The organism is Labrenzia sp. PHM005, from assembly GCF_006517275.1.
Taxonomy (GTDB): Bacteria; Pseudomonadota; Alphaproteobacteria; order Rhizobiales; family Stappiaceae; genus Roseibium.
The window spans coordinates 1,577,734-1,597,836 of sequence record NZ_CP041191.1 but is presented as its reverse complement, the minus strand read 5'-3'; the positions used below and the strand labels follow the sequence as shown (position 1 = coordinate 1,597,836).

17 protein-coding genes are annotated in these 20,103 nt (G+C 54.6%); 5 read left to right on the top strand and 12 right to left on the bottom strand.

Annotation, left to right across the window (positions count from 1 at the left end; genetic code table 11):
- Nucleotides 1-22 precede the first annotated feature (22 nt).
- Nucleotides 23-1,309, bottom strand: a complete 1,287-nt coding sequence (locus FJ695_RS07260) for a lytic murein transglycosylase (protein WP_141184814.1) — start codon at nucleotides 1,307-1,309, stop codon at nucleotides 23-25.
- Between the two features lie 76 nt (nucleotides 1,310-1,385).
- Nucleotides 1,386-2,855 carry an outer membrane beta-barrel protein gene (locus FJ695_RS07255; RefSeq protein ID WP_141184813.1) on the bottom strand — a complete coding sequence of 490 codons (1,470 nt, stop codon included), beginning with the start codon at nucleotides 2,853-2,855 and terminating at the stop codon, nucleotides 1,386-1,388.
- Nucleotides 2,856-3,047: 192 nt separating this feature from the next.
- Between FJ695_RS07255 and FJ695_RS07250 the strand changes: the two genes are divergently transcribed.
- From FJ695_RS07250 to FJ695_RS07240, 3 genes are all read left to right on the top strand, one after another.
- A complete protein-coding gene (locus tag FJ695_RS07250; RefSeq protein WP_141184812.1) occupies nucleotides 3,048-4,061 on the top strand; it encodes an SIS domain-containing protein in 1,014 nt (337 codons plus the stop codon).
- Nucleotides 4,062-4,219: 158 nt separating this feature from the next.
- On the top strand, nucleotides 4,220-4,987 hold the full coding sequence (locus tag FJ695_RS07245; protein WP_141184811.1) for a motility protein A: 768 nt from the start codon (nucleotides 4,220-4,222) through the stop codon (nucleotides 4,985-4,987).
- 26 nt (nucleotides 4,988-5,013) lie between these two features.
- Nucleotides 5,014-5,868 carry a flagellar motor protein MotB gene (locus FJ695_RS07240; RefSeq protein ID WP_141184810.1) on the top strand — a complete coding sequence of 285 codons (855 nt, stop codon included), beginning with the start codon at nucleotides 5,014-5,016 and terminating at the stop codon, nucleotides 5,866-5,868.
- Nucleotides 5,869-5,890: 22 nt separating this feature from the next.
- On the opposite strand, the gene FJ695_RS07235 is transcribed toward FJ695_RS07240, so the two are convergent.
- The 10 genes from FJ695_RS07235 to FJ695_RS07190 all read right to left on the bottom strand — a co-directional run bounded on the left by FJ695_RS07235 (nucleotide 5,891) and on the right by FJ695_RS07190 (nucleotide 17,154).
- The gene (locus FJ695_RS07235; protein WP_141184809.1) at nucleotides 5,891-6,361 is read right to left on the bottom strand and encodes an NfeD family protein; all 471 of its coding nucleotides are present in this window, start codon (nucleotides 6,359-6,361) and stop codon (nucleotides 5,891-5,893) included.
- Nucleotides 6,358-7,341 carry an SPFH domain-containing protein gene (locus FJ695_RS07230; RefSeq protein WP_141184808.1) on the bottom strand — a complete coding sequence of 328 codons (984 nt, stop codon included), beginning with the start codon at nucleotides 7,339-7,341 and terminating at the stop codon, nucleotides 6,358-6,360. The genes FJ695_RS07235 and FJ695_RS07230 overlap by 4 nt, the downstream gene beginning before the upstream one ends.
- Nucleotides 7,342-7,486: 145 nt before the next feature.
- On the bottom strand, nucleotides 7,487-8,563 hold the full coding sequence (gene hemH, locus FJ695_RS07225; protein WP_141184807.1) for a ferrochelatase: 1,077 nt from the start codon (nucleotides 8,561-8,563) through the stop codon (nucleotides 7,487-7,489).
- 121 nt (nucleotides 8,564-8,684) lie between these two features.
- On the bottom strand, nucleotides 8,685-9,923 hold the full coding sequence (locus FJ695_RS07220; protein WP_141184806.1) for a phenylacetate--CoA ligase family protein: 1,239 nt from the start codon (nucleotides 9,921-9,923) through the stop codon (nucleotides 8,685-8,687).
- Between the two features lie 26 nt (nucleotides 9,924-9,949).
- Nucleotides 9,950-10,804, bottom strand: coding sequence for an ABC transporter ATP-binding protein (locus FJ695_RS07215; protein ID WP_141184805.1), 855 nt, complete (start codon nucleotides 10,802-10,804; stop codon nucleotides 9,950-9,952).
- A gap of 55 nt (nucleotides 10,805-10,859) precedes the next feature.
- On the bottom strand, nucleotides 10,860-12,188 hold the full coding sequence (locus tag FJ695_RS07210; protein WP_141184804.1) for an ABC transporter substrate-binding protein: 1,329 nt from the start codon (nucleotides 12,186-12,188) through the stop codon (nucleotides 10,860-10,862).
- 108 nt (nucleotides 12,189-12,296) lie between these two features.
- Nucleotides 12,297-13,373, bottom strand: coding sequence for a branched-chain amino acid ABC transporter permease (locus tag FJ695_RS07205; RefSeq protein ID WP_141184803.1), 1,077 nt, complete (start codon nucleotides 13,371-13,373; stop codon nucleotides 12,297-12,299).
- Between the two features lie 4 nt (nucleotides 13,374-13,377).
- Nucleotides 13,378-14,331 (bottom strand): branched-chain amino acid ABC transporter permease, encoded by a 954-nt coding sequence (locus FJ695_RS07200; protein ID WP_141184802.1) that lies wholly within the window; start codon nucleotides 14,329-14,331, stop codon nucleotides 13,378-13,380.
- A gap of 13 nt (nucleotides 14,332-14,344) precedes the next feature.
- Nucleotides 14,345-15,172, bottom strand: coding sequence for an ABC transporter ATP-binding protein (locus FJ695_RS07195; protein WP_141184801.1), 828 nt, complete (start codon nucleotides 15,170-15,172; stop codon nucleotides 14,345-14,347).
- Nucleotides 15,169-17,154 carry an AMP-binding protein gene (locus FJ695_RS07190; RefSeq protein WP_141184800.1) on the bottom strand — a complete coding sequence of 662 codons (1,986 nt, stop codon included), beginning with the start codon at nucleotides 17,152-17,154 and terminating at the stop codon, nucleotides 15,169-15,171. Before FJ695_RS07190 ends, FJ695_RS07195 begins: the two co-directional genes overlap by 4 nt.
- A gap of 254 nt (nucleotides 17,155-17,408) precedes the next feature.
- On the opposite strand from FJ695_RS07190, the gene FJ695_RS07185 reads away from it, so the two are divergent.
- Together FJ695_RS07185 and FJ695_RS07180 are read left to right on the top strand one after the other, a co-directional pair.
- Nucleotides 17,409-19,358, top strand: coding sequence for a PAS-domain containing protein (locus tag FJ695_RS07185; protein ID WP_141184799.1), 1,950 nt, complete (start codon nucleotides 17,409-17,411; stop codon nucleotides 19,356-19,358).
- 34 nt (nucleotides 19,359-19,392) lie between these two features.
- A complete protein-coding gene (locus FJ695_RS07180) occupies nucleotides 19,393-20,103 on the top strand; it encodes a response regulator transcription factor (protein WP_209010956.1) in 711 nt (236 codons plus the stop codon).

Below are 20,103 nucleotides of genomic sequence, written 5' to 3'. Positions count from 1 at the left end.
TACCGTTTGTGTTCGGCCCAGTTTACCCGCCCATTTTCAGGTGCGCCAGCAAAACAACGGATGCATAGCCATCTGGAACCAGCCCTCGCGACTGCTGATAAGCGCGAATTCCGCGGCGGGTCGCCGGACCGATTTTTCCATCAGCCTTGCCGACAGAAAATCCACGCCTGTTCAAAAGAGCCTGCAACTCGCTGGTCTCGGTCCGTGTCAACGGAAGATGTTTGCGGGACCAGTCCCCAGCTAGCGGTCCACCGCCAATGATGCGGTCCGCCAGATGCCCAACAGCCAACGCATACGCGGTGGCATTGTTATAACGCTTGATCACATAGAAATTACGCAACATGAGGAAGGCAGGACCTGCGGCACCTGCCGGCAACACCAAGATGCCCTTGTCAGAGGGGCGGGGAAAAGATTTGCCATTGGAGCGCCGGATGCCATAACGCTGCCACTCACCAAGTGTCAGTGTCTTGTCGCCATCGGCCAGATGGTAATTGAACCCGCTCGGCAATTTGACTTCGTAGCCCCAAGTCTTACCGGTCTGCCAGCCGTGTTTTTTGAGATAGGATGCCGTGGACGCCAAAGCATCTGGGACAGACGTCCAAATGTCCCGCCGTCCGTCACCATCATAATCTGCAGCATACGCCTTCCAGCTGGATGGCATGAATTGAGTGTGACCCATGGCTCCGGCCCAGGACCCTTCCATATCTTCAAACCGGACATGGCCTGCCTGAACGACTCCAAGTGCGGTCACCAGTTCTTTGCGCCAGAACTTTTTCCGTCTCGGCGCGGCGTATGCGAGCGTTGCGAGGGCCTGAATAACATTGTGGCGCCCCATGTAGCCGCCGTAGTTGGTCTCCATCCCCCAAATGGCCAGAACGGCTTCGCGGTCGACACCATAGCGGGCTTCGATTTGGCGGAGAACCGGCTCATACTGGATGAGCATCTCCCGGCCCTTCTCAACCCGGGTATCGGATACCGCACTATCAAGGTATTCCCAGATTGGTTTGACAAACTCCGACTGCTTGTTCATCAGCCGCAGCGTGTCGTCATCCGGCTTCATTTCAGTGAAGACGGCATTGTAAGTCTGCGCTGAAATGCCGGCGGACTCGGCAGTTGGCCAGAAATCTCTAATGAACCGGCTGAACCCCTGATCTGCATGCGCTGGTCCTGCAAACAGTCCCAAACCCACAGACAGGCCGACCGCGATAGCAGCGGCAGACCGGCGTTTGCATTGACCGAAAGGTTTCATCAAAAAAAGCAAAGACATGTCATCAATCACGCGTGTGGTTTGCCGAAAAAGACGCCGCATCCGGACCTCCTATCGCCCATTATCCTGAGTTGACTGCCCCGCCCGTCCAAATGATCTAGCTTTGGTTACTGTATCGTTAATGCCGGAACCGCAGACCGGCTTCAATTGCGTTTTCATTGTAATCCCGGCCTTCTTCCGAGCTCTGGAACCGGCGGTGTAGATAATTCGCCGTGAGCGCAACGTTCTGCGTTACGGCAAAGGTCATTCCGCCAAAGCCAGTCAATGTGCTCTCATCAATGTCTACGCCTTCATAGGTCCGGTAACTGTAGCCAAGTCCGGCTTCCCCGACCCAGCGGTCAGAGAAAGCATGTGCCAAGCGTAGATCTGCAGAATAGATAATGGAGCCGCTGGCATTGTCGATATCTGTGGCCGAAAAATCGGTACCAACACCCGCGGTGACTGTCGTCAAACGGCTTGGCGACCAAACCAAAGACCCATTCACGATCAATCCGGAAAGATCCTTCAAGCGGCTGTCTTCAAGTTTTTCAAGACGCCAGCCCGCGCTGACTTCACCGACCAATTTGGGACCAGCTGCAATGGAAAGTCCGCCGCGCAGCTCGTAACCATTTGCATCCCGTTTCTCACAAATGCTGTCGCTGCAGGTCTGATCAAACCGGCGGAACAGAAGCGAGCCTTGTGTAAACGGCGAAAAGGTTCCACCCGAATTGCCGCCCAATCTCAAGCTCGCGGAATAGACCGTGTTGTCCCGGGCACTTTCACTCGTATTGTCAGTATCATAAAGCGTCCGAGCCGCGCCCACAGCCGCCGTTGCAGCGATCAAACCAACACTGCGCGTCACCCCAAGATCGATATTGCCTGAGTGTATGAGCGTTGCATCACCGGACGATTCTGCGCTGCCGGTCTCCTCGCGACTGATATTATAGCTGATGTCACCATCCACCTGTGTCGCTTCACTGATATCAAGCCTCAGGCTCGCAGCAGCCGTGCCAAAGATATCATCGTCATCACTGTTGTTAGGATATCCGATGAAGCTGCCGCGCAAGGATGCGTCAAACTGGTGCCGGATCCAATCCGATGACAAAGCGATATCCGGCGCAATCCGGTAGAGCGGCCCGGCTTCTCCGGTTGCCGAGCGTGATGTGTTGTCGGAATACCCGGCAGTCAGAGTGAGCTGCGGTGTAAGGACAAACGATCCAAGACGAATGCCTTCTGGTTCATCAAAGGTGGTATCGCCGTCAAACACGGTATCATCAATTCCGCCCTCGCTGATTGGCACAGCTCTTTCAACCGCCCTGATCCGGTCAGAAAAAGGTCTGACAGGATCGACACGGCCGGCTGCCCCGAGACCGGTTGACCCATCCTCTTCCTCGGCCATATTCGAATTCCGGCGGAGCGAAAACACATTCGATTGGGTTGGGTTTGTACCAGCAGGATCTTCAGCTTCTTCGCGGCCTGCTTCTTCAGAACCGATGCTGTCCGGATCGTCTGTTCCGCGCAAATCGGTCGTGAACGTCTGAGCAAAAAGCGGCTCAGCCTGCGCTGTAGCTAGCGCAACACAGCAGATTATTGTCAGAAAACGAGTCATTCACAGCCAAAAGACGATTGGTTTGGTCTGCCCCAACCTGACGAAGGATGGTTAATGCTTCGTTTCCGTCTTGCAATTTGCCAAGTGCAATTAACCGTTTCCGCAATGATTAGACATAAAAAAAACAGGTTCTTGAACGATAGCCTGCTCTGGCCTAATGCTAGCGCCAAAGAATAAGGACGGCTGCACTCTATGACCAATCCGGTTCAAAATCCACACCTGCACGATGATACTGACCTGCCAATGGAATATCTGGTATCCGCAGAACGGGCCCTTGAAACCGAAATGGCCGGGCTCAGCGCCCTCAGGGCAGCTCTGAAAGATGGGTTGGCAGTTCCTTTTCAAAAAACCTGCGATCTGATCCAGAACATTTTCGGCCGTGTCATCGTCTCCGGGATCGGAAAAAGCGGGCACATTGGCACAAAAATCGCGGCCAGCCTCGCATCGACCGGAACGCCTGCATTTTTTGTACACGCAACAGAAGCAAGCCATGGCGATCTCGGCATGATCACCAAGGACGATGTTGTCCTAGCTCTGTCCTGGTCCGGTGAAACCCAAGAACTGGCAAGTCTCGTTGCCTACACTCGGCGTTTCAAAGTGCCGCTTATTGCTCTGACATCGCGGGCCGACAGCACGCTGGCCAAGGCTTCCGATATTGTCTTGAAATTGCCAAGTGTTGCCGAGGCCTGTCCGCATGGTCTTGCACCGACAACATCAGCACTTGTTCAACTGGCGATCGGCGACGCACTGACTGTCGCGATCCTGGAAGGCCGTGGCTTCACCGTTCAAGACTATAAGGTATTCCATCCAGGTGGACGCCTAGGTGCAAGCCTGAAGTCCGCCAAGGACATCATGCATGGCGGCGACGCCATGCCTCTTGTCCCGGCGACAACGCTGATGAGCGAAGGCATTCTTGTCATGTCGCAAAAAAGCTTCGGCGTTTTAGGGGTTGTCGACGAGTTGAACCAGTTGGTTGGCGTTATCACGGATGGCGATTTGCGCCGCCACGTCACAACCAATCTTCTAGAAAAGACGGCTGGTGAAATCATGACGAAGTCGCCAAAGACCGTTGCCCCGTCGGCATTGTCTGCCTCAGTTCTGGAATTGCTGAACAGCCTCAAGATCACGACCGTCTTTGTTGTCGAGGACGGGCGCCCGCAAGGCATCATCCATATGCACGATCTGCTGCGGGCTGGAGCGGCCTAGGCAACTTGCTCCGCCTCCTCTTGCAAATGCCGGATTGTATGATTTACGGCCAAGCGAGAATTAAAACGACCGCATTAGCAATTGATTAGCCATACAGGGCCTAAACTCCCAACAAGTTTGAATGGGCTTACCGCCCAAGACCTTGGTGTGTGTGCAGTATGGATCTCGCGACCCTTCTGGGAATTCTGGGTGCTTTTGGCATCGTTACCACCGCTATTTTTCTAGGCGGGAGTTTCGGCCAATTCATCGATGTACCGTCGATGCTGATCGTGATCGGCGGTGGTTTGGCCGCCACATTGATCCGTTTCCAAGTATCTGACATCGCTGCAGCTTTCGTAACCGCCTTTAAAGTCGCCCTGTCCGGCAAAGGCGCCAGTCCGCGTGATCTGATCTCCGAAATCACAAACTTGGGTGAAATCGTCCGTAAATCCGGTCCGCTCGGGCTGGAGAATGTCGATGTTTCGGACCCGGTTCTGGCCAAAGGCGTTCAATACATTGCCGACGGTTATGAGCTAGAATTCATCAAAGAGGCGATGGAGCGTGAGCGCGATTTGCAGCTGAGCCGTCTCTCGGAAGGCAAGCGCGTCATGAAAGCGCTTGGCGATTCGGCTCCTGCCTTCGGCATGATCGGAACGCTTGTTGGTCTGGTGCAGATGCTTGCCAACATGGACGACCCGGCAGCGATTGGCCCATCCATGGCTGTCGCTCTGTTGACCACCCTCTACGGCGCTCTGATCTCGAACATCATCTGCCTTCCGATGGTTGATAAACTTGATGCCAAATTTGATGTCGATGAACTGAATCAGACATTGATCATCGATGGTGTTTGCCAAATCCGCGAATCCAAGAGCCCGGCCCTGATTAAGGAAATGCTGGTCGCCTATCTGCCGGAAAAAGCACGTGAGGAATTGGCGGAAGCCGCTTAATCGGATCGAAGGTCGGGTAGCAAAACATGGCAAAGAAGAAACAACAAGGCGGAGGCGGCGCACCAGATTGGCTGGTGACCTTTGCCGATCTTATGTCCCTGCTTGTGTGTTTCTTCGTTCTGATCATTTCCTTTTCCATTCAGGACAAGGAAAAGCTTCAGGTTGTCGCTGGCTCCATGCGCGAAGCCTTCGGCGTGAAGGACACCTCACGCAAAACCGGGATTATCGAAGTCGAAGGCATCCCGATCCGCGATTACATGAAGGACATCAGCCAGGTCGAACAGGAAATGGATTCCGACTTCTCCCAGGAACGGCACGAGAAACGTCGGAAACAGGGACCGGAAGCCAATACCCATGATACCATGGAAGCCGATATCGAAAAGCCGCGCCAATTTGCAACAGCGGCCGCTTCCCTCCGTCAGGCCTGGCAGGAAATGCCGGAAATCACCGAAGTCTCCAGCAACATTATTCTGGAAGAGACCGAAGAAGGTCTCAACATCATGCTGGTCGACCAGGATGGCCGCTCAATGTTCCGCGAGGGGTCAAAATATCCGTATGAGACCACCCGGAGGCTGATTTCAAAGATGGCCCCGGTGTTGGCGCGCATGCCGAACCGGATCGAGATTACCGGACACACCACCGCTGGGCGGTCTACAACAGACCCGAGCTATACCGGTTGGGATCTGTCCACTGAACGGGCCAACGTCGCTCGCCAGATCCTGTCAGAATATGGCGTTCCGGACGGCCAGTTCCACTCTGTCGTTGGCAAGTCAGACACCGAACCGCTGTTTCCCAACGATCCATACTTGGCTGCAAACCGGCGGGTGGGAATCTTGCTCATGGCAGAAGAACCGCCAATCCCGCCGGGCCATAAGCTATAAAAAAGCTTAAGCTTGTTACGCCCTATGCCTCAGCGGCTGGATTTGCATCTGAAACAACCAAACGAGCACCATCGACCGCGTCGACACGCACTTTGGTTCCTGCGGGCAAGTCAGGGCCAGAAATCCGCCAGATCGTATCGTCTATCGACAATTTTCCGGCCCCTTCGCTGAGCGGCGCGGTCAGGGTGAATTCCCGGCCAATGTACCGGCTTCCGCGCTTGTTGAGCCCAGGATCTCCGGTTTCTGCCGCCGAGCGCACCATCAACTTTCGCCCAATCAGCAGACTGACCAAAGAAAGCACAACAAACAGCGCAACGTGGACCTGCCAACTGAAGCCGAAAGCGAGCGCAAATACTCCGACAACAATGGCGGACAGGCCGAACCACAAGAAAATCGTCCCCGGCGCCAGGATTTCCAGCCCCAAAAGGAGCAACCCCAAGACAATCCAACTCCAGTACCCAAGCGTGCCAAGGATCGTTTCAGTCAGGCTCATCTCTCGTCTCCGTCAGGAGAACCTGTCACGGGAACGGACGATGATCTGGTCGGCCGGTCATCCTTGCCAAAGGCTTCCTTGGCGATTTCACCGATACCGCTCAACGATCCGAGCAGGGACGATGCTTCCATTGGCAGGATCAGGGTTTTCTGGTTGCGTGACGTTGCCAATTCCTTAAAGGCCTCAACATATTTGTTTGCGACGAAATAATTGATCGCCTGAACGTCTCCGCTGGCAATTGCGTCACTGACCATACGTGTGGCTTTGGCTTCCGCTTCCGCTTCACGTTCCCGGGCCTCAGCATCGCGAAAAGCGGATTCCCGCCGGCCTTCGGCTTCTAGAATGAGCGATTGCTTCTCGCCCTCGGCTTTCAAGATTTCCGATTGGCGCTTGCCTTCTGCTTCCAAAATCGATGCACGCTTTTCACGCTCGGCTTTCATCTGACGGCCCATCGCATCTACAAGATCCCGCGGTGGGTTGATGTCCTTGATTTCAATCCGGGTAATCTTGATTCCCCAAGGCTCGGCCGCTGCATCGACCACCCTCAGGATCTGGGCGTTGATTTCATCCCTGTTGGACAGAAGGCTGTCTAGATCCATTGAGCCCATGACAGACCGGATGTTGGTCATGGTGAGGTTGAGAATTGCGTTTTGCAGCCCAAGGACTTCATAGGCCGCCCGGGCCGCATCAAGGACCTGATAGAAGGTGACGCCATCGGCCGTAACTGTGGCATTGTCCCGGGTGATAACTTCTTGCGAAGGTACATCCAGAACCTGTTCCATCATGTTCAGCTTGTGGCCAATCCGATCAATGAATGGAACTATGAAATTCAACCCGGGTGTCAGCGTCTTCCGGTAACGGCCAAACCGTTCAATTGTATAGTTGTATCCTTGGGGAACCGTTTTGACCCCAGCAAAAAATACAAGAACGACCAGCACTAGCAAGCCGATCAGGACAATATCAAATCCTGCAAGAGGCATCACGAACTCCTAAAATCAAGACCAGAACTACACACTACGCGCTGGAACGTCGTAGTTCCAGACGGAACCACCGCACGTCACCGCGCACTGTAAGTTTTCAGGATGATCTTTCGCACTTGAGCCTGGCTGGATTATGACAACTTATTCAGATCCAGCCACCCAATTCCCGACGGACAATCGTTTCTAAAACGTCCATCCCCAGGTCGCTGTCATTGAGACACGGAATATGGGTAAAGTTTTCGCCGCCGGCTTCCTCAAAAATCTCGCCTGCTTCACCGGCAATTTCCTCAAGCGTTTCCAGGCAATCGGCAACAAACCCCGGGTTCATAACCGCAATGTTTTTCATGCCATCTTTGGCAAGCTGCTCAACGGTCTTGTCGGTGTAGGGCTGTAGCCATTCCTCAGGCCCGAACCGGGATTGGAATGTCACCCGCAGTTTTTGCTCATCCATGCCCAGCACCTCACGCATCAACCGTGTGGTTTTCATGCAATGGCAATGATATGGATCGCCGCGCTTGAAATAGGACTGCGGAATACCGTGATAGGACGTCAGGATCGTTTCCGGCTCAAAGTCCAAGCTTTGCAGATGCCGCTCAACGGATTTCGCCAAGGCATTCACATAAGCCGGATCGTCATGATAGGGCGGCACCGTCCGGATCGCCGGCTGCCAGCGCATCTCCAGCAAAGTCTTGCAGACAACATCGTTTACGGTTGCCGTGGTGGTCGCCGAATACTGAGGATAAAGCGGAAAAACCAGGATCCGGTCGCAGCCGTCTTCTTTCAATGCCTTCAGCTTGTCCGGAATGGACGGCTGGCCATAGCGCATCGCCCAATCGACTTTGAGACGGCCACTTTCAACCCCGAGCATCTCGGTCAATTTATCAGACTGGCTACGCGTTATCGTCCGCAGAGGAGATTCGTTTTTATCGTGGTTCCAAATTTCATCATACGCCTTGCCGGATTTACCCGGCCGGGTCATTAGAACAATACCGTAAAGGATTGGATACCAGATTGCTTTTGGCCATTCGATGACCCGCTTGTCGGACAAGAATTCCCGCAAATACCGGCGCATGGGCCAATAATCTGTTGCGTCAGGCGTACCTAAATTAACAAGTAGCACTCCGACCTTTCCGGATTTTGTATCCGGGTGCCCATCAGGAAGCCGAACTTTCTGAAATTCGGAGGCCTGATCCATCATTGGAGCGGTCGGTTGAACGGTCATCTGCTTGCACTACCCTCAGCTGGCGTCTTTCTGGCCCCTTACATAGGACAACACCAGCAGAAGGCCAATGCGGCATCTTAAGTGCACTGAATCTTTTCTTCACTGCACCAAGAAACAGGTTTTAGCCGTAGTCCCGCTCGTCGGATATGACTTTGCCATCATTGGGCAACGTGCCGGGCGCAACCAATTCGACATCCCCTTTCAGGCGTGTCACATCACGCAAAGATTCGGCCACTCGATCAGCAAGACCGTTGCCTGTTACTTCAGTTTCAACAGCCAACTTCATTGCGTCACCCGCCCCCACTCTGCTCACCGAAAGCCGTGCTTTTTTAACCTCTGGATGATCAGAAATTATTTGGGCGATCTGGGACGGGTCGACAAACATACCTTTGATTTTGGTCCGTTGATCGGCCCGCCCCATCCAGCCAGCCAACCGCATATTGGTCCGCCCGCACGGCGACTGGCCTGGCATGACCATGGAGAGATCCCCTGTTCCGAAACGGATCAACGGGTAAAGCGGATTGAAATTGGTAACGACAAGCTCGCCCACTTCGCCATCTGAAACGGGTTCGCCTGTGCCCGGACGCACGATTTCAACGATATAGTCTTCGTTGACCACCATGCCTTCTCGTGCAGGCGTCTCATAGGCGATCACACCAAGATCGGCGGTCGCGTAACACTGCGCAACCTGAATGCCGCGATCGGCATATTCCTGCCGCAAAGCCGGGAACAAGGCGCCGCCGGAGACCAGGGCAACCTTGAGGGAGGACATATCCCGGCCTTGCTCAGCCCCACGGTCGAGGAGGACCTTGAGGTAATCGGGCGTTCCGGTAAACCCGGACGGTTTTAGGATTTCAACTGCTTCAGCCTGCATATCGGTGTTTCCAACCCCTGCCGGGAAAACCGAACACCCCATCGCAATTGCAGCCTGGTCCAAAATGAAGCCACCGGGGGTCAGGTGATAAGAAAACGCATTGAGGACTGTATCGCCTTTTTTGAAGCCCGCGGCATGAAGCGCTCTCGCCCCGTTCCAAGGATCAAGGCCCGGCGCTTGCGGCTCCCATATAGGTCCCGGAGACATGAAGACACGAGCGGCTGTTTCGCCATTTTGGGCAAGAAACCCACCGAAAGGCGGTTTCTGCTTCTGCTTTTCCAGCATCTCCGACTTCCGCAGCACGGGCAGTTTAGCCAGCGCATACCGGTCGGTTACAGCAGCCGGATCAACCCCATCCAGCTGCGCAGCCCAGCCTGGCGCGGTTTGTTTAGCGCCGCTGAGTTGCTCCGGAAGCCGGGCAAAGAGATCCTGTTCACGCAGAGCCGCATCTTGCTGCTCGCGCGCCTCAAATGGTTGATTGCTCATGGTCGTCTCCGACTGTTCAGCCCTAATTAGGCCAGCCAGCGCTTCCTTCGTTTGTAGTGTTTGACGTCCTTGAACGACCTTCGTCCTTCTCCGCCCACACCCAGGTAAAATTCCTTGACGTCCTCATTCTCAAGGAGAGATTTCCCATCCCCATCGAGAACGATCCGGCCGGATTCCATAATGTATCCGTAGGTCGCGTATTTAAGCGCAACGTTGGTGTTCTGTTCGGCCAGAAGGAACGAAACGCCTTCGTTTTGATTGAGCTTGCGTACGATTTCGAAAATCTCTTCAACGAGCTGTGGAGCAAGACCCATGCTCGGCTCATCCAGAAGGATCATCTTCGGTCGACTCATAAGCGCCCGTCCGATTGCGCACATCTGCTGCTCGCCGCCTGAGGTGTAACCCGCCTGACTTTGGCGGCGCTCACGCAGACGAGGGAAATAATCATAGACCATCTCGAGGTCAGCTTTGACCGCAGCATGGCCATCTTTGCGGGTATAGGCCCCGGTCAAAAGGTTTTCTTCGATCGACAAGTGACCGAAACAATGCCGGCCTTCCATGACCTGAATACATCCGCGACGGACGAGATCGTTGGGAGAGAGGGCCTGGACTTCTTCACCTTCAAAGAGAATCTTGCCCTTCGTCACATCTCCGCGCTCAGCACCCAGCAAATTGGATATGGCCTTCAAGGTGGTGGACTTGCCAGCGCCATTAGCGCCGAGAAGAGCGACAATTCCGCCTTTGGGCACAGTCAGAGACACACCCTTTAGCACCAGGATCACGTGATCATAGATCACTTCAATATTGTTGACCGACAGGATCGTTTCCGCCGCCTCAGCAGCTGGTTCCGAATTCGGTGTGTCTACATCCAATAACGCCATTCCATCCTCTCCTGAGAAGCTCCGCCGCTAAAAGCGCGGCGGAGCAAGCTGCCGATTAGTTCGGGCAGGCTTCAGTCCGTGCAGGCCACGGAGCGTTTTTCTCGGCATATTCTTTTGCCGCAGCTTCGATCAGCGGACGAACGACGTCAGTCATCGGCTCAATCCAGCCAGAGGCCTGTTGCCACTTGGAACCGGTCCATTCCTGAACGAACACAGGGTGGCTACCGGAGTGGTCGTCACAGGTGACTTTCATCGGGTGAGCAAAACCGGTGAGGCCCAATTCGGCCAAACGGGCTTCGTCAAGGTTCAGAGCTTCCAGACCCATACGCATATCTTCACCGGTGATCACTTTCTTACCGGTCAGTTCCTGGGCTGTACGGATACCCTCAGCAACGATGACAGAGTTCAAAACACCGCGGTTGTATAGAGTTTGACCAACGGTTTCGGCATCGGTGGAAGACAAGCCGGCATCGATAACATGCTTCTGGATGTCATCAAGTGCCTTGTAGTCACGGCCAACGCCGGAGAAGTTCAGAGCCTTGTAGCCTTTAGCGCCTTCACCGCCAGCACCGGCATCGTCATCACCTGCGGACCACCACACGCCGATGAATTTCTCCATCGGATAGCGAATTTTCACAGCTTCCTTGATCGCGGTCGGGTTCATAGCACCCCAACCCCACATGACCATGTAGTCCGGGCGGTCACGGCGTACGTTCAGCCACTGCGAAGACTGGTTCTGCATTTCTTTGATGCCAACTGGGTATTTCGCCAGTTCAAAGCCGTGTTTTTCGGCAAGCTGTTCCAGAAGCGGGATCGGCTCGCGGCCATAACCGGCATCCAGGAAGATATAGCCGATTTTTTTGCCCTTCAGGTTCTCCAGGCCGCCTTCTTGTTCACCAATGTATTTGATGACAACAGAAGCACCGTCCCAATATGTGTCCGGCACATTGAAGACCCACGGGAAGGTGTTGCCGTCAGCCGCAGCAGACAGGCCATAACCCATGGATAGAACCGGGATCTTGTCGACACTGGCTTTCGGGATCAGCTGAAGCGTAATCCCCGTTGAATACGGATTGTACACCAGCGCGCCTTTGCCTTTGGTGGCTTCGTAGCACTCAACGCCTTTTTGCGCGTTGTAGCCGGTTTCACATTCTTCAACGGCAATTTTGACACCACCGATACCACCATCACGCTCGTTGAGCATTTTGAGGTAGTCACTCATACCGTTGGCGATATGGATGCCGGAAGCAGCAAATGGGCCGGTCCGGTAAGTCAGCAGCGGGACATAGTTGCTGTCTTCAGCCTGGGCAACAGACGTCATAGCGCCCGACAGTCCCACACCGAATGCAACAGCTGTTCCCAGAGCAAGTTGCTTGAAGTTCATTTTGTACTCCTCCCATGCGGTTCGGATTTTCCAATACCGCCAGACCAGTGACGCCATTCCTCCCCGGACCGGTCCAAGTCCGGATGGCGGGCGAAAAGGCTGGCCGCCTTAATACGGAAACGGCCAGACCCTAAGTTTTTGCTTCCCGATCTGCCACAGCCGGGCAAACCCGTGCGGTTCAACAATCAGGAAGAAGATGATCAATGCACCGACAATCATGAAAGTGACGTGTTCGACTGTCTCAGCGGCAATATCCATGCCCATGACACCCGGAATGAATTTCAAGAACACCGGCAGGATCCAGATGAAGGCAGCACCCATAAAGGATCCGCTCAAGCTGCCCAGACCGCCCAGAATCACCATGAACAAGATCTGGAACGACAGGCTGATGGAATAAGACGACGGTTCAGCAGCGTTCAGCCAGAAGAACACCATCATTGCACCGGCAACACCGCAGATGTAGGACGACACAGCAAAGGCCATCAGCTTGGTCTGAAGTGGACGGATCCCCATCAGCTCCGCAGCAATATCCATGTCACGGATCATCATCCAGGAGCGCCCGATACGGCCGCGCAGAACGTTTGCCATCAGGACCGCAATGCCAACTGTGATTGAAAGTACGATGAAATAACGCACCAGCGGTGAGGCTTCCGCACCCGAGACGACAATCCCAAACATCTCACGGTGCGGCACTTCGATCGCACCCGAAGCGTTGTTGTTATAGAGCCACGGAATACGGATGAAACACCATTCCAGGAAGAACTGGGCCGCCAGCGTGGTCACGGCCAGGTAGAGGCCTTTGATCCGCAAGCTTGGAAGACCGAAGATCGCTCCAATACCGGCTGAGAACACACCTGACAGAAGAACCATCAAGATGACATTCGCATCCGGGAAGATGGTGGTCAGCTTGTAGGCTGCATAGGCGCCAACGCCCATGAACGCGCCTGTCCCGAGGGACAACTGTCCACAGAACCCGGTCAAGACGTTCAAACCGATCGCTGCCAGTGCAAACACCAGGAACGGGATCATGATGGATGTTAAGAAGAAGTCGTTGGCAAAGGCCGGGATGGCGACAAAAGCGATCAGGATGATTGCCGCCAGACCGATCCGGTCCTGACGGATCGGCATGAGCGCCTGGTCCGCCTGGTAGCTCGTTTTGAATTGGCCAGCTTCGCGATAAAACATGTAATCAAACCCGCTCGATGATCTTTTCGCCGAACAGCCCTTGCGGCCGGAACAGCAGGAAAATGAGTGCGATGATGTAGGCAAGCCAGGATTCAATCCCGCCGCCGACGAGACCGCCCCAGTAGAGTTCGCCAATCTTCTCGCCGAAGCCGATGATCAAGCCGCCGACAATCGCCCCAGGGATCGAAGTAAACCCGCCAAGGATTAGGACCGGCAGTGCCTTGAAGGCCACGATTTCCAGGGCGAAGGACACGTCAGAGCGCGCCCCCCACATGATACCGGTTGCCAGAGCAACTAGACCGGCTGCGAACCAGACGATGGCCCAAATCTGATTGAGTGAGATACCGACAGACAGAGCTGCCTGGTGATCATCAGCCACCGCACGCAGGGCGCGGCCGATGCGGGTCTTGTTGAAGAAGATACCCAGTGCCGCCACCATGATCACGGCGATGACCGCCGCGGCGATATCGATGTGCTGCAGGATAACCAGGCCGCGCTCGCCGAATTCAATGGCGGTAGAGCCTGTCGGCAGTCCGAGTTCTTCGGTGATCATCTGTTTCGGTTCACCGCCGAAGACAAATTCACCAAAACCGATCAGGAAATAGGTCAGACCGATGGTTGCCATCAGCAAGATGATATCCGGCTGGTTGACCAGCGGCCGCATAACGACCCGCTCAACCCCATAGGCCAAGATCCCCATAGCGGCAATTGTCAACGCTAGGGCGAGATAGGCCGGCACACCGTTTTCGTGCAGACCGACGAGTGTCAGGCCGGCGAACACCACCATGATGCCTTGGGCGAAGTTAAAAACTCCAGAAGCCTTGAAGATCAGAACGAACCCAAGCGCGATCAGCGCATAAAGGATCCCGGCGACAAACCCTTCCCAGAGGACCTGCAGGAAGAAATCCGGCATGTCGTACATCTGGACGAAGGGATCAATGAAAATATCGTAGAGCATTTGGTTCCCCCCGCTAGTGGCTCACGCCCAGATACGCATCAATAACGGCCTGGCTGGCCTGGACTTCCTCGGGAGGACCGTCCGCAATTTTTTTGCCGTAATCGAGCACGACCACCCGGTCGGAAAGGTCCATAACAACGCCCATGTCGTGTTCAATCAGGGCGATTGTGGTGCCAAACTCCTGATTTACGTCGAGAATGAAGCGGCTCATGTCTTCCTTTTCTTCCAGGTTCATGCCCGCCATGGGCTCATCAAGAAGAAGAAGATCCGGCTCCATGGCCAATGCCCGGCCCAACTCGACCCGTTTTTGCAAACCATAAGGCAGCCTGCCGACTGGCGTTTTCCGGATTGCTTGAATTTCGAGGAAATCGATGATGTCTTCGACTTTGCGGCGATGCTCGATTTCTTCTGCTTCCGCAGGACCGCGCCACAGCAGCTGCCAGAAGAAATTCTTATTCATCTTCAAAGACCGGCCGGACATGATGTTGTCCAGCGTGGTCATGCCTTTGAAGAGCGCCACATTCTGGAACGTCCGGGCGATGCCGTTGCTGGCCGCCTCATACGGCTTCATTTTCCGCCGCACTTTGCCTTGCCAGGTGATCGTGCCTTCTTGCGGATGATAAAAGCCGTTGATGACGTTCAGCATCGACGTCTTGCCGGCACCGTTCGGGCCGATGATCGCGCGGATCTCGCCTTTCTGGATGTCGAACGAGATGTTGGTGATCGCCTTCACACCGCCAAAGGACAATGAAACATTGTCCACGCGGAGCAGCTCTTCCCGCTGAGGTGCGGTTTCTGTTGCAGCCGGCGAGATATTTTTTTCACTTACAAGGGCATTCATTCGGCTGCCTCCTGGAACACTTTGCCAGGCTCATAGATCCTCATGTCGCGGATTTCGACAGTCGCCTCAATGGCGCCCTTGCGCCCATCTTCAAAGGTGACCTCGGTGCGGACATGTTTGCTGGTAGACCCATCGTAAAGGGCTTCGATCAATGGAGCATAACGGTCGGCGATGAATGAACGGCGGACTTTTTGCGTCCGTGTCAGCTCGCCGTCATCAGCATCCAGCTCTTTGTGTAGAACCAGGAAGCGTTTGATCTGGGCACCGGCCATCATCGGCTCAGCGGAGAGATCGCGATTGACCTGATCTACATGACTTTCAATCATCGCGTAGACTTCGGGATTTGCCGCCAGCTCTTGGTAGGACGCGTAGTTGACGTTGTTCCGCTCAGCCCACGAGCCAACCGCGGTCAGATCGATATTGATAAAGACGGTTGCCACATCACGTTCATGTCCGAAGGCAACTGCCTCTTTGATGTTCGGGAAGAACTTCAGCTTGTTCTCAATGTATTTCGGCGCGAACAAGGCCCCGTCATTGAGTTTGCCGACGTCTTTCGCCCGGTCGATAATTTTCAGGTGGCCGTTGTCGGCAATGATGCCGGCATCACCTGTATGCACCCAGCCATCTGGCGTCTTAGTGCTGGCGGTAGCCTCATCGTTCTTGAAGTATCCGACAAAAACGCCCGGTGAGCGGTACATCACTTCGCCATTGTCAGCGATCTTGATCTCCACATCCGGCGCAGGCTTGCCGACGGTATCACCGAAGATTTCGCCATCCGGCTGAAGGGTGATGTACACGCTGGCTTCGGTCTGACCGTAGAGCTGCTTGAGGTTCAGGCCAAGCGAACGGAAGAACTGGAAGATTTCCGGACCGATCGCCTCACCGGCGGTGTAACCCACTTTCAAGCGGGTCAGGCCCATCCGGTTCTTCAACGGGCCGTATACACAGAACTCGCCGATGCTGTAGAGGACCCGGTCACCGAAGGCGACTTGCTCACCGTTCAAGATTTTCTCGCCGACTTTCCGGGCAACACCCATGAAATAGTCGAACATCTTCTTCTTGAATTTCCCGGCGTCCTCCATCTGCACCATGATGCGGGTCAGCATGTTTTCATAAACACGCGGCGGTGCGAAGAAGTAGGTTGGCGCGATTTCAAGCCGGTCCGTGTCGACCGTTTCCATGTTCTCCGGGCAGTTTACACAGTACCCGGCGGTAAAGGCCTGGGCCAGCGAGAACACATGGTCTCCGATCCAAGCCATCGGCAGATAGGCAAGAACTTCTTCAGTCTCATCAAGACTGTCGAAGGCGTTGCCGTTGCGCGCCGATATTACCAAGTTGTCAAACGAAAGCATGACCCCTTTTGGACGGCCCGTTGTTCCGGAAGTGTACAGCATGACCGCGATGTCATCGCCTTTATATCCCGAGAACCCGTCGACCCATTCCGCTTCCAAACCCGGCTTTTGTGCCAAGAGTTCGCGGCCCTTGTCCTGAACGGTATTGAAATAACTCAGACGGCTATGTTCGTAGTCCCGCAAGCCGCGCGGATCGTCGTAGATCACATGCTCAAGCGACGAAACTTCTTCGGACATGCTGAGCAGCTTGTCGACTTGCTCCTGATCTTCCACCGCAGCAAACCGGACTTCCGCATGGCCCAGCACATAGGCCATCTCTTCTGCGACAGAGTCGGAATAGACCGGCACCGGCACTGCCCCCAGCGCTTGCGCTGCCACCATGGACCAATAGAGCCGTGGCCTGTTGGCCCCCACAATTGCAATCTTGTCTCCAGGCTTCAGCCCCAAAGATTGCAGTCCGATTGAAAAAGCACGGATTTCATCGAGCACCTCGGACCAGGTCCAGCTTTGCCAGATTCCTAGATCCTTTTCCCGGAACGCCGTCCGGTTCCCGAATACCTTCCCGTTTTGAAGAAGGATTTTCGGAAAGGTGTCCTCCGCGCGCTGTCCAGCGCTGGCCGACCCTACCATAGATGTTTCTTCCCTTAGAAGCCGCCCCGGTTATCCGGGATCGTTCTCGTCAGGTATGAAACAGCCTGAGGCCATCCCATTCAACCAGAATTTGGTTTTGGGGTTACCCAGGGCCCAGCCCATAACTGACAATCTCACGCTAAAAGGGGCGCTTTGCAGCAGTATGTTTAAATCTTATCGAATTGTTGCAAGTACGCTGCAACTGCGAAACAAGCCGGTAGCCAAACAGTGATTCCCGCCTTAGTCTTCACCCCATGGAGGAGACCAAACACCTAAAGACTCAGCTTGACCTGCTGCAGGCGGCCCTTGATCATATTAATCAAGGATTTACCGTCTTTGACAGCGACCTCAGGCTGGTCGCTTGGAACCGTGGTTTGTACGACATGCTCGACATGCCATCGAGTATTGTGCGCCGCGGTTCTCACCTGGAAGAATTTATTCGCGTTAATGCAGAACGGGGCGAATATGGCCCCGGAGACATCGAAGCCAAGATCGAACGGCGGATCCAACGCGCCAGATTATTCGAACCGCATTATTTCGAACGTATCCGGCCGAACGGGCAAATCATAGCGGTCTCCGGCACCCCATTGCCCAATGGTGGCTTTGTCACGATTTACTCCGATGTAACCGAGGAACGCAGGCGCCAGGAGAAACTTGAACGCACTGTCGAAGAACGCACCCACGCCCTTCAGCAAAGTGAAGACTGGCTGCGTCTTGTGACTGACAATATCCCAGCGCTCATTGCCTACCTCGCACCAGGTCCTGTGTTCCGATTCGCCAACAGGCGCTATGCGGAATGGTTCGGACACTCAATTGCATCCATTGCTGGACGGTCTGCCCATGAAGTAGTCGGGGCAGAATTGTTCGCCGAACTTCTACCGCATATTAACCGCGCCTTTGAAGGGAATGCGGTCAGCTACGAATATCAGCGCGAGCGCTTAGACGGAACAACAGCCTATATGAGGTCTACCCTCATCCCGGATATGACAGTGGATGGGCGTACGCTTGGGATCTTCGTTCTTTCTCTCGATGCAACGGACCAGAAGGCGGCCGAAGCTGCTCTTGTCCAATCTCAGCGCATGGACGCTGTCGGTAAGCTTACCGGCGGCTTAGCGCATGATTTCAACAACTTATTGGCTATTCTGATGGGCAACTTGCTGGCGCTTGGCCGGTTGGAAACCCCTATTGAGAAGGACACACTCGACGGCAAAATTGCGCCAATGCTGGAAGCCGCCAAACGCGGCTCTGATCTGATTCAGCGTCTCTTAGCCTTCAGCCGGGGCAAAGCTATTGACCCGCAGACCGTATCGATTTCGGATGTGATAGGAACAGCGGCTAAACTACTGGAAGGATCTCTTCCCTCGTCGATTGACTTCACCATCGACTCGGACGATCGCAGCATTGGTGCCCTGATCGATCCGACACAGATGGAAACAACCTTTATCAATCTGGCCTTCAATGCCCGTGATGCCATGCCGGACGGCGGATCGCTTTCCATTGCCCTTTCGTCCACCAAACTGGATACCTACCAAGCTCAAGATCTTTCGGTATCAGCTGGCGACTACGCAATGATCACAGTTGCGGACACCGGCAGCGGCATGGACAACGATAGCCAATTGAGGATTTTCGAACCGTTTTACACGACCAAGACATTCGGCACGGGCAGCGGTCTCGGATTATCCATGGTCTATGGCTTCATCCGCCAATCAGGTGGAGCGATCCAAGTCCGCAGCAAGGTTGGGGAAGGCACTACATTTACGATTTATCTGCCACTCAAAAATCTTACAGGGCCAGATGCAAACGGTGCAACCGCATCAGAGCTCCCGGCATTGAAGCGCGGCCAAGGTGAACTGTTGTTGCTGGTTGAAGATGACCCGGATGTCAGCGCTACAATTTCTGACCAATTGCAGAGCCTCGGCTATGCAGTCCTTAAGGCAGAGAACGCCGAAGATGCCTGTAAACTTGCCCTAGACCTGCCTGAGCTGAAAGGCGTCTTAAGTGACATCATCATGCCCGGCCAGATGAATGGACTGATGCTTGCCCGGGAGATCCGGCAGAACCGGGCAGAGCTCGGCATCGCTCTGATGACGGGATACGCCGATTGGTCGGCCTTGGCCGACAACAGCAGCAGTTGTGAATTTCCGGTATTGGCTAAGCCATTTGGGGACTATCAACTCGCTGAAACACTTCGGAAAATACTTTAATTCGAAAACCAGGGTTCCATTGCAAAACATGTCTATGACAGCGGCAAAAACCACCGCATTCATCGTTGATGATGAGCCGGAAATTGGGCGGCTTCTCTTAGAAGCAATGCAACCTTTCGACATGGAGGGCCGTGTTTTTTCGACGGCGACGGATATGCTTGCAGCCCTCCAGGAAACAACGCCAGACGCTTGTATCGTCGACCTTGGCCTGCCGGATATGGAAGGCATGGCATTGATCAACGAAATCCGCCGCCAGTCGTCTGTTCCGATTATCGTCCTATCCGCCCGTTCACATTCTTCCGACCGTGTGCTCGGCCTGGAGTTAGGCGCCGACGATTATGTGGTGAAGCCCTTTGACCCGCGCGAAGTTGTCGCTCGTATCAGGTCCATTCTCAGGCGTTCCGGCGGCGAAGCAAGCCGGCCAACCGCCAAGGATGAACAAGCGAGTTTCGAGGGTTGGCTCTATAAACCCTCTTCCCACTGCTTAACTTCACCGGAAGGCGAAGAAACGTTTCTGTCCACCGGAGAGGCAACTCTTTTGGAAGCCCTGCTGCGCGCACCCAAACGTGTGCTGACACGGGATTACCTTTTGGAACACGGCGGCCGGGACGAGAGCCTTGACCGCTCCATTGACGTACGGATCTCGCGCATCCGCAAGAAACTGAACAGAAAAGACGGCCCCGCACATATCCGAACCATTTATGGATCGGGTTACATGCTCGCCTGCGATGTCAAATGGGGATGA